Origin of the sequence: Winogradskyella vidalii, assembly GCF_013403955.1 — a bacterium.
GTDB lineage: Bacteria > Bacteroidota > Bacteroidia > Flavobacteriales > Flavobacteriaceae > Winogradskyella > Winogradskyella vidalii.
Genome location: NZ_JABFDG010000008.1, coordinates 97,153 through 108,810, shown reverse-complemented (window position 1 = coordinate 108,810; position 11,658 = coordinate 97,153). Strand labels below are relative to the sequence as shown.

Sequence of the window (11,658 nt, the reverse complement as noted above, 5' to 3'; positions counted from 1 at the left end):
TAGTTTGAATAAAGACTTATTACATACTGATATTCAAGAATTCATATCTACACATATAAATTCAGATACCTCATTGTTAATGTTGAAAGGCATTCCGTTTAAAACGGTGGATCCGAAATTAATTATAGAACAAATTGAGGCCAAAAAACGTTGCGAAAAAAAACTTCCTTCGTGGTTTAATACTGAAAATATCTATTTCCCCAACAAACTTAATATTGAACAAACTTCATCTGAGACTACAGCAGAATATAAAGCGAACTTAATTTCAGGCAATACTATTATTGACCTTACAGGAGGGTTTGGAGTTGATGCTTATTACTTCTCAAAACAAGTAAACAAAGTTACCCATTGTGAAATCAATACCAAACTTTCAGAACTCGTTCAGCACAATTTTGACGTCCTAAAGGCATCAAACATCACTTGCTTAAATGAAAATGGTATTGAGGCTTTAAAACGACTGAATCAGCCTTTCGATTGGATTTATATTGACCCCTCAAGAAGAGATCAATCTAAGCAGAAAGTATTTTTATTAGCCGACTGTGAGCCAAACATAGAAACACATCAAAATCTATTTCTGCACTATGCCAAAAACGTGATGATTAAAACATCACCATTATTAGATCTAACAGCAACACTTTTAGATTTAGCATATGTAAGAGAAATTCATGTGGTAGCACTAAATAATGAGGTTAAAGAATTACTGTGGGTTTTAGAACGTAATTATGAAGGCAAAGTCATTATTAAAACCGTGAATTTACAAAAGAACCATTCGCAACATTTTGAATTTACTATTGGTGAAGAACCTGAAGCATTGGTCAAGTATAGCAAACCGCTTACTTATCTATACGAACCCAACTCAGCAATATTAAAGTCGGGAGGATTCAATTCGGTTAGTGCTATTTTAAACCTAAATAAGTTACACAAACATTCTCATTTATATACTTCTGAAGCACTCTTAGAATTCCCTGGTAGGCGCTTCAAGATAGAAAAGATATTACCTTTTAATAAGAAAATATTTTCTAAAGAAAAGATTACGAAAGCTAATATTACAACACGAAATTTTCCGCTTTCAGTTCAAGATATAAGGAAAAAATTAAAAGTTAAAGATGGCGGAACAACGTATCTATTTTTCACTACAACTTATGATGAAGCTAAAATAGTTCTTGTATGTTCTAAAATTTAAGGCTTTAAATAAAAGTCTTTTTAAATTGTATTGGTGTCCTATTAAAAATAATTAAACTTTAATAAAACAAACGGTTTTAAGAGTTTTGAAGAATAAGAACATGCTATTATAAAAGCATAAAAATAAAACTTGTTCTCAACTCGTTAGAAATAGGTCTTGGTTCTTATGCCTAACAGCAAAGCGGCCTTCGGACAACGATGACTAAAACACCTAAATTTCCTTTTTTCATTACTTTATCATAGCTTCACTAAAGCTAATTTCAATATCTTTTTTACATCCTACAGTAAAAAATATAATCGCTATATAATTGATAAATATAGAGTTAAAAATAGGATTTAAAATCAATGTCTTTTTTTGAATAAAAAAATTTTTAAATAGTTGTGATATTTTAAATGTTAATGTATATTTGCACCCGCATTTAAAGACATATGTTCTTATAAATATTGGAGAGGTGCCTGAGTGGCCGAAAGGAGCGGTTTGCTAAATCGTCGTAGGTGGAAACACTTACCCAGGGTTCGAATCCCTGTCTCTCCGCTAAATTTACTACAGCGTATGCGACTGTAAGTAATATTTAAGATAATCATTCGGGGTGTAGCGTAGCCCGGTTATCGCGCCACGTTTGGGACGTGGAGGCCGCAGGTTCGAATCCTGCCACCCCGACTTTTATTGAATTTTTAGAGTTTTACTCTAAATGGTCGCATAGCTCAGCTGGATAGAGCACCTGCCTTCTAAGCAGGCGGTCCTAGGTTCGAATCCTAGTGCGATCACAAAAAGCCTTACTAGAAATAGTGAGGCTTTTTTGTATTCAAAAAACTTTTGTATCAACCTGTAAATCAACAGGTTTCACCTTTTTACTATTAACAAGGACAAGTCTGAATTGAACAAAAATTATGACTAAATATTAATTATTAAGTCAAACTATTTTTAAAATAATACTCGATTACGCACACTTTACGCACACAAATTGCTTTTTAACAATATTTTAATAAAATATGGTAATAAATACCACTATAACATTTTGATTATAAAATACTGTTTTGTGAATAAAAAGATATAATCCTATATTCTGTGGGAAAATAAGCCACTGATACATGTGATTTATACTTCCAATCATTAAATTCACTAAGACAAACTCTGTACTGCCTAGATAGCTTTTTACAAATAACGTTTTAAAACTCGCAAAATAGTATGGTATTCACTTTAAGGAATGATCCTTTATAATCCGGGTGGTCCTAAATTCATCTCTTAAGTGATACCAGAAGCACTACTAGAAATAGTGAGTTTTTTTTGTGTTTTATAATTATGAGTTACTCTACATACATTCCATATTCTGAATTAAAAAACAGATTTTATATTGGCCATTGAATTAATCTAGAAGTTAAACTTCAGTGTCATAATACGTTGATACTAATTTAGAAGAATCGTAGGTTGTATTATCTGTAAAATAGTATTCCATAATTAAATTCTACCAATAAACGTTACAATTAGGTAATTCTTCTTTTATTCTTTCAATTTCCTTATTAGGAAAATTATTACCTTTTAAAATTAAGGTCTTTAAATGTTTCAATTTTGATAAATCATTAGGTAATGCTGTCAGTGCATTATTTGATAAAATTAATAGTTCTAATTTAGAAAGCGAAACAATACTTAAAGGTAGCTCTTCCAATTTATTATCATTGATGATAAGTGTTTCTAAATTGGATAATTTAGAGATTTCAACCGGAAGTGCCTTAAGACTATTGTGCTCTAAATTAAGAGACTTTAAATTGTTAATCAATAACCAATCCGAATCAAATTCATAAAACTGATTATAACCTAAATTGAGCGCATTTAATTTTTTTAACTTAGAAAGTTCTTTCGGTAAAAACCGTAATTGATTATGATTTACCTCTAACACTTCTAAACTTTCACAAGTGCTTATGTTTTCTGGCAACGATGTTATATCATTGAACGATAAATGTAAAAATCTCAATTTTGTTAATTCGCCAATTGTTTCTGGGACTGCTGTAATGTTGTTAGCAGCGATATTGAAACGAACTAATTTTTTAAACTCAGAAATATCTTTTGGAAGAAATTTTAGGTCATTTTGCTTTACAATTAAGACTTCTAAATGCTTTAACTTAAAGATATCATAATTCCAAGATTCTAAACTATTACCCATCATATTTAAAAATATGAGCGATTTAAATTCTCCTATTTCTTTGGGCATGTTAAATAGATGCTGATCTCTTAAACTTAATTGCTCAACCTTATTGGCTTCTTTATTAGCCAGTTCTATGGCATTAAATAACCTTGTTTCTTTAGGATTTGCATTTTGGGCTTGGACCACAGCAAACCAACTAAAAATGGCAACAAAAACGGTATAACGTATCATAAATTAGTGTATATAAATAGAAGCAGACAAAAATGTCTGCTTCTATAATTATTAATGTATGTTATTATAATTTACTTCAACAACACTTTAAATTGTTGCTTCACATCATTTGTCTTAACCGTTAACAAAAGCACTTGATTATCTGCTTTTAACGTTCCTAAGTTTAGTAATAACTGATGATTGTCATCAACACTTAAATTATTATAGTTGATTAAAGTTCTACCTAAAATATCTGTTACTTCTACAGTTACCGTTTCATCTAAGAAAGAAGCTGGGAATTGTAATGTTACGTTTCCTCCTGTAGGATTAGGATATAAACTTATATTTTTAATAAGTTGTTGATCAATAATACTCAATGGCTCTTCTTCTCCAATATTTTCATTTAAAGCAAATACAATAGTTGCTGAAACATTAAATGTAACCTCATTTCCGCTAGCATCTACTTGCGATGTATTACTTCCACTTGGATGTTGTACTGAAAAGAAACCATATTTATAATCTGGAGTAAAGGTTAAACCCGTAGGCTCCGAGCCTGATGGCATAGACGCAAACAACTCTATATTTGGATTACTTTGCGTATGATCTGGACGCACAACCCATATGTAATTTTTACCTCCATCTTGAAGTACCCAAAGGTTGCCTTTGTCATCAAAAGTTAAGTTATCATTACCGTCTGCCCAAGCTTCTGACTGTGTCCCATTCTCTGAAGTTACATCATAATTCATTCCACCTACAAAGGTTTCAAAATCACTTAAGGTCACTCCATTGTCGGTAAATCTGTACACACGACTTAAACCTTTAGCAGCAAAATAAATTTTACCGGTTATTGGATTAATTTCAACATCTTCAACACCATTAAAAGCTGTACCTCCAAGATTACCAGCAATAGTGCTTAAGTTGTTTCTATCGGACTGTGTGTCATTTGGAACTTCAATCCAAGTTCCTGTTGAAGAACTAGGGTCGTTGCCAGATAAGGCAATATCCATATTTAAAACATATACTGTTCCTTCTGTAAGATCACCGGGTGTATCCATTACGTATTTATAAACACAATGTGTACCGCCATCTTCTCCGTAATAAGCTGTAGTTCCATCATCGGTAATAACAACATTTTCATGATTCATTCTACCCATTGCCCATAACTTATCTTTTTGGCCATCGTTATCATAATCTAAAACAGAAGCTGTTACAGGATCAATTTCGACTAACCAACCTACATCTTCATAGCCATCGCCATTGACATCACCAGAATTTGTACTTTCTTCCGCTGTAACTACGGTTCCCCAAGGTGTGATACCACCAGAACAGTTACGTGTTGTAGTTACTAAATCTGTACCATAAAAATCTACTGACTGACTTTCATCAACTTCCCAAAGTTGGGTAGTTGTATTTAGATTAATATCTAAGATAGATACTCCACCAGGTGTGTTTTCATGATTTACAGATAAATACCCTTCTTCACTACTCCCTTCAATAGCTACATAAGCTGTAAAGTCATTAGTCCCTGGCATATTACCACCTCCTAGTGAATACGGGTCACCTTCTTTCATAACGACCTGAAAATTATGCTCAGGGGATAAAATTAAGTTACTTGTTTGTGAAGTTGGTGTTATAGACGTTAAACAACTGATGTGTTCCTCGTCACAATCTATCGCTAAATCTTGTGTATTCTGAATATATAAATCGAAACGTGTATCTGAACTTGAAGCATTTGCTTGATGAATTTCTACCGCAATGCGGTTAACCCCTTCTACAAACATCTCTTTTGCAACCGTAGACGTATAGTAGATATTTTCATTAATACCATCAATAGCACTACTTGCAGTAGTTAAATAATCTACAGTTTCTGTAGGCATATTGCTACGTAATACCTCTACACCATTAATATAAATAATAGCACCGTCATCTCTACGTAGTCCTAATTCTACCATATCACTTAATTCACTTAAAGACACTTCAATATCTTTTATGTAATAGGTGGTGATGTATTTATTACTGGCATCAGGACCGTAAGCTACTTCTGTATTTACAGGATCTCCATAGCCAAAAGGCGCAAAACCTCTGTTCCAAGGAATCACATTATAGTCTAAAGCTAACCAATCTGTTCCTAAATCGGTACCTTCATCTAAAACATACCATTGTTCATCTTTGTGTACAGGATAATTAGTTACTTCAAGTGGTGGTAACTCATAATCTACTTCCATATCAAAACGAACATCTGAACTTGTGCCGTTATTTTGGTGTACCTCTACCGCTATAACATTTTCTCCATTTTGAAGTAAATTAGCTGTTTGCATTGTTGTCCAAGCACTTTCTGCATCTCCACTTATTTCTCCTGAAGCATACATATCATATGTAACATCACCTTCAGGCATATTTAATCGAAAAGCCTCGGTTCCATTAACATAAACAATAACACCATCATCATACATCATATTGAAAACAAGGTTACCAATAGCATCCACATCTTCTACATTAAAAATATGACGGAAATAATAAGTTGGGTGTTTAGCGGAAGCATCTGTACCATAATCTAACGTAGTACTTTCTACACCATCGCCATAACCTAGAATAGCGTTTCCAAATAACCAAGAACTATCATCAAACATTGATGCAGTCCAAGTTGTTCCTAAATCTTGCCCTAAGTCATTGTATTTCCATAACCCTCCAGATACAATAGGAAAGCTTCCTGTAGGATATTCATTAATATTTTTCCAAGCTAAATATAATGGTTGTCCTTCATCAAATGCTAACTCATTAAAAATAACGATATTATTTTCCTTAATTCCTGTTGCTACTATCTCTACAGTTGCTGAAGGATCTCCAGATAATAAATAATATTCATTTGCAATAAGCTCTACTTGATTTAAGTTTTCAAATACTTTGGATACATCGACCTTAACAGATCCTGAAGCCATAAATAAAGGATCAATTTTCCATCGGCTATTTAGATATAAAATATTAGTTTCTGAAGCCTCTGCTGTTGGTAACACCTCATCGCCTGCTTCTTTCGAAAACACAATATTACTGTTGAAATCAGTGATAGCCTCTGCATAATACATTCCGTTAGAATCATCATTTTTATAACTCCAACTTCCTACAATTTGATTATTAAACGGTGCTTCAGCAACACGTACCGGACTTGTAGCAGGAACAATATCTGCATCTGTATATGCAACTTCTAATACTGTATTACCTGAATTTACAAGGTATCCACTATCGTCTTGATTAAACGTATAGTTAAATGCTAAGTCTACATCTGAATCAAGAAGTGTTTGATGCATCTCTGCTACAATCTCGTCTTGAGTTTTAGCTTTGGTCCAAATTCTTAATTCATCCATAATAGAATTTGATTCGCCATTGTAATTAATAGTTCTGCCTAAGGCAAAATCCCAAGTGCTATTAGGTGCATAAGCATCAAAAGCATTAGTCGCTTTTAATTCGCCATTTACATAAAGTTTTAATTCACTATCTAGAAGTGACACTGTAACTGCTATATGGTTCCACTCGCCAATAGTTAATGCATCTCCCGACTCTGCTTTATTCCAGCCAGAACCATTAGTACCAAACACAGCATTAACAGAATTATTAGTAGGCAGTTCTAATGAAAAACCAGTTGTGTTATCATCAATTCTTCCATGGTTAGATAATAGTGGTACGTTGCTACCTGGATCCTCCGTTAATTTAGTCCACAATTCAATTGTAAAATCGCCTGCTAAAACAGCTTCTATATCAGCTGTAGGTATTTGAGCTTGATGACCACCTTCAAGATTAAAGGCGCCACCTTGAGCAAGAATTGCCGCTGCGGTATCAACTTGATAAGCTATGTAATAAACACCATTACCTATCTCAACATCATTAAAAGTTACGACATTATCAGTTGTTGTATCAGTAGAAGCTACAACTTCATAGGCTACTTGAGGATCTCCTTTAATTAAGATGTATTCTCCAACCGTCGCCGTAATCATTTCTACATTTTCAAAAACGGCAGACAAATCAATTGCGATATCAGTGGCGGTGATATTCATAGCATTAACATTCCACCCACCAGCTATATAATGTGTATCTTCCTCTATAGCATTTGGTAAGTCTAATATTGTATTATTACTATCTCTACCAAAAACGATGTTTTCTATGAAGCTACTAATGGTTCCATCTACAAACATACCACTTGTAGTCTCACTCGTATAACTCCAACTTGCAGCTATAACATCTTCAAAATCTACAATAGATTCTGCAACAGGACTCGTAGCGGCTATAATAGATGCATTAGTATAATTAACTTCACTTACATTTATACCATTGTTCTCTAATACTCCATTATCATCTTGATCAAAAGTGTAATAAAACTGTAGATTTTCATCCGTTATATCTAATACACTATGCATACCCGAAATAATCTCTTCTTGTGAACGCGCTTCTGACCACATACGAAATTCATCGGCTAACAAAAGTACTTGCTTTCCGTATCCTAAGCTTCGACCAAGGGCAAAATCCCAAGTACTATTTGGTGCATAAGTTGTAAATGCTGTACTTCCTTCTAATTGACCGTTAATATAAAGCTGCACTTCACCTCCAGGTGTGGTACTTACAGCAATATGATTCCATTCGCCAAAATGAAGCACTGTTGCAGAAGTAACTTTCGTCCAACCAGAACCATTTCCATACACCGCACTTAAGCTATTGTTATCCTCCAACTCTAAAGTAAACCCTGTAGTATTCCCATCAATTCTTCCATGGTTAGAAAGAATAGGTTTTTCACTAGGATCAGCAGGTAAGTTTAACCAAAGCTCCATGGTATGTGCACCTCCTAAAATAATTTCAGGTGAGGTATAATGAATTTTCACATCGTGATTATCTACCAAGGCTAAAGCACCTCCTCTTCCTGGAACAAATTCGCCTTCTTCCCAAGCTAAGTAATAAACTGATTCTTCAATATTAACATTATAAAAACTAATGCTAGTACCATCAAACGTACCTTCATCTACCATAGTAAATTCGGTTTCGCCTTCATTTTGCTTCAATAAATAATAATGCCCAGCAGCTGCTGAAATGGCACTGGCAGATGTTGTTCCCACAGTTTCTTCTAAATTAAATTTAAAAGTTGCAAATGGGGTGTTTAAAGGATCTATTTTCCATCCGCCTTGTAAATATTGAACCTCAGACATATTTGAGACTTCTGAAATAGCTGTGTCGTCTTGTTTACCTACTATAATGTTACTTGTAAATAAGGTAATGTCATCAGAAAAACTTAAACCATTATTAAGACTACTATTATTCTTACTCCATTTACCTGAAACAAAGTCTCGATAAATAGCTGGAATATTTCCTAAAGGAGCCGTGCCAGATGTTAATGCTGCAGAAGTAATGTTCATTTCATAATTTACGGCTCCAGCACTAGTAATAGTCGTAGCGGCTTCGGTTGCAGGTGTAAAATTGTAATACAACTCTAAGTCCGTCTCATCACCTACTAACGGATAATGTAAAGACTGCTCAATCTCATCAGATGTTAAAACTTTGCTCCAAATACGCATATCATCTATATCACCTTGGATAGCACTTCCGTAATTAGGACTGTATCCAAATCCTAAACCAAACGTATTAGGGTGATAACCGTTATATGCCATTTCAGTTACAAAAACACCATTGAGGTAGTATTTAATGTTTCCTCCTATTTCTGCAGATATAGTGATATGATTCCATTCTCCAACAGTCCAAGCATCACCTTGGTTGTCTATCTTATTCCAACCAGAACCATTAGTTCCTACAACGACATTTAATTTATTATCAGCAGAAAATTCAAGAGAAAGTCCTGTAGAATTGTTATCAACTCTACCATGAGTAGAAAATATAGACGCATTACTTGCAGGATCTGTATTTAATTTTGCCCAAAATTGAACCGTAAAATTATCTGCGAATAATGCATTAGAAATATCAGATGGAATTCCTGTTTGCTGTGCGCCTGATAAAGTTAACATCTCACCACGATTAGATTCTACATCTGCATTTTCTAATATGTCATTATCCGAAATTAGTCTGGCATATAACTCTAAATCATCAATGCTACCTATAAATTGTTTGCCTTCTATATTATTTCCTATTAGAAAATCAGAAGAAGATGCTGTAGGAGACGATACATTATTCCATGTTTGAATTAAGAACCCATTATAATACAAGGTTAATTTTTTTCTTACGTTATCGTATTTCCAAGTAATGTACGACCAACTATTTTCTAAAACGCTATAGTTACTCTCATGTGTAATTCCTGTCGCATGATCTTTATAATTTAAGTTTCCGTTATTAGAAATTCCAAAAGAAACTCCTGAAGTCGCATTAGCGTCAGAAACTATAGTTGCTCCATTAGATGCTAAAATACTTGGATTAACCCAAAAACTTAAGCTATACGCTTTATCATAAAAATTTAAAGCTGTTGAAGCAGGTACAGAAAGTGTTGTATTTTCAGAAAACACCAAAGCACTGTTTGCATTGGCATCTTTATCGTCTCCAAAACTATAGTTAGTCGCTTCTAATACATGATTATACTCTGAATTATCTACTACAGCATTTGTGAAATCTAAAGATAAATTATGTGCATCAGAATTTTGGCTCGTTAACATATCTTGGTGAACTACTTCTTCGAAAAATGTGGCACCATCAAAACCAACATATTCAAATTTTATTCTTCTATCGCCTTCCTCTCCATAAACATTTGTACGCACATAGCCATGCTTCACTCCTGTAAGAATATCATTTGAAGCACTATAGTTTACATTATAATTCCCTTCTTCACCATTACCTCCAATATCCGAATTGATATTACCAGACATAATATCGTACATGGGATATTTTGTATCTCCTTCACGTACCATAAAACGTTGATCGTGTATATCTGCACAATAAGACAGAACGCCGTTAATATTATTCGTTTGAATAAATTGTAAAAATTCATCGGCTTGGTTACTCACACTAAAGTTTCTACCTCCAACTTCTCTAAAGGTTGGTGTACCATTTATAATAACTTTAAACGTTGCTGTTGAATTAAGCAGTCCTTGTTTTAACCACTCTAATTGTTCATCACCAAAATGATCTGCAGTACCATCTCTGTAACTTCTGTTATCTGTTAAGAAAAACTCTACATCCTTATAAACATAAGAAGAATACAAGCCTTCGCCTTCTACCGTATCTAAATATTCAGGATTTGGCCACCAGTCCTTAAATATATCGCGCATTTCTGGTAATGTAGCCATTGTTTTATCGAACTCATTCGGTCCGGTATCATGGTTATCTGTAATAGATAATTGTGGCATTGCCATAGTTAATTGATCATGAAACTGTCTGTAAAACATATAACGATCAAACGCCATATCTTTATTAGCCCAATCATCTATTGCATCTGGACACTCTCCATTTGCATGTTGTAACCCTAAAAGGTAAGTAGCATCACCTAACCAAACCATAAGATCAGCATCTTCTGCTGCCATATGGTTAAACATCTCTGGATTACCATTAATATGTGTTAATGATTCCGGAATGTCTACACAGCGAGACGTATCATAAATTCTTCCGCATCCACCTGCTAAAAATTCAAAATTGTCTATAACATTTTGGTCGTTAGTGATTGAGGAGGTTCTTTCAGATGCACTACCGTTAATTTGCAAACTAGCAGTGTACGTTTCACCTTCCGTTAAATTATCAAATTCATAAGACCTTAGGTAATAGCCTATTCTGTCGTCAGAATTAAAAACTGTGCCACTCAACTCTGTTGCTTGAGCTTGAGAACCCGTCATGGATAAGGAAAGTGCATCTCCTGACCCTGTGTTATCTTTAGTAAGTACCCATACTCTCACCTTGTTTTCATAAACAGGACTAAACATAGGACCAAACACCAAAGAATCTCCTGGTATGACTGTTTGAGCATTAAGCTCAAAACTCATACAAAGAGAAAAAAACAATAAAATAAATAGTAAAATTTTTTTCATTTTGGTTGTGTTATTTTTTTAAGAATTATAAATCTAGGTCAAAAGTAAACCGCTCAAAAGGATTGAATTTTAAGAGAAAATAATGTGATTGTTAAATATCAATCAATACTTAACAGTTGCTT

The 11,658-nt window shown here is 33.8% G+C and carries 3 protein-coding genes and 3 tRNA genes; 4 read left to right on the top strand and 2 right to left on the bottom strand.

Going from position 1 to position 11,658, the window contains the following annotated elements; all coding sequences use genetic code 11:
* Window positions 1-4 precede the first annotated feature (4 nt).
* The 4 genes from HM982_RS16255 to HM982_RS16240 all read left to right on the top strand — a co-directional run bounded on the left by HM982_RS16255 (window position 5) and on the right by HM982_RS16240 (window position 1,950).
* Window positions 5-1,183, top strand: coding sequence for a class I SAM-dependent methyltransferase (locus HM982_RS16255; protein WP_179354388.1), 1,179 nt, complete (start codon window positions 5-7; stop codon window positions 1,181-1,183).
* 445 nt (window positions 1,184-1,628) lie between these two features.
* Window positions 1,629-1,717 (top strand) — tRNA-Ser (locus tag HM982_RS16250).
* A 51-nt stretch (window positions 1,718-1,768) separates the two neighbouring features.
* A tRNA-Pro gene (locus HM982_RS16245) sits at window positions 1,769-1,843 on the top strand.
* 33 nt (window positions 1,844-1,876) lie between these two features.
* A tRNA-Arg gene (locus tag HM982_RS16240) sits at window positions 1,877-1,950 on the top strand.
* A gap of 698 nt (window positions 1,951-2,648) precedes the next feature.
* On the opposite strand, the gene HM982_RS16235 is transcribed toward HM982_RS16240, so the two are convergent.
* The gene (locus tag HM982_RS16235) at window positions 2,649-3,557 is read right to left on the bottom strand and encodes a leucine-rich repeat domain-containing protein (protein WP_179354387.1); all 909 of its coding nucleotides are present in this window, start codon (window positions 3,555-3,557) and stop codon (window positions 2,649-2,651) included.
* A gap of 71 nt (window positions 3,558-3,628) precedes the next feature.
* A complete protein-coding gene (locus tag HM982_RS16230) occupies window positions 3,629-11,536 on the bottom strand; it encodes a LamG-like jellyroll fold domain-containing protein (RefSeq protein WP_179354386.1) in 7,908 nt (2,635 codons plus the stop codon).
* Window positions 11,537-11,658: the final 122 nt, after the last annotated feature.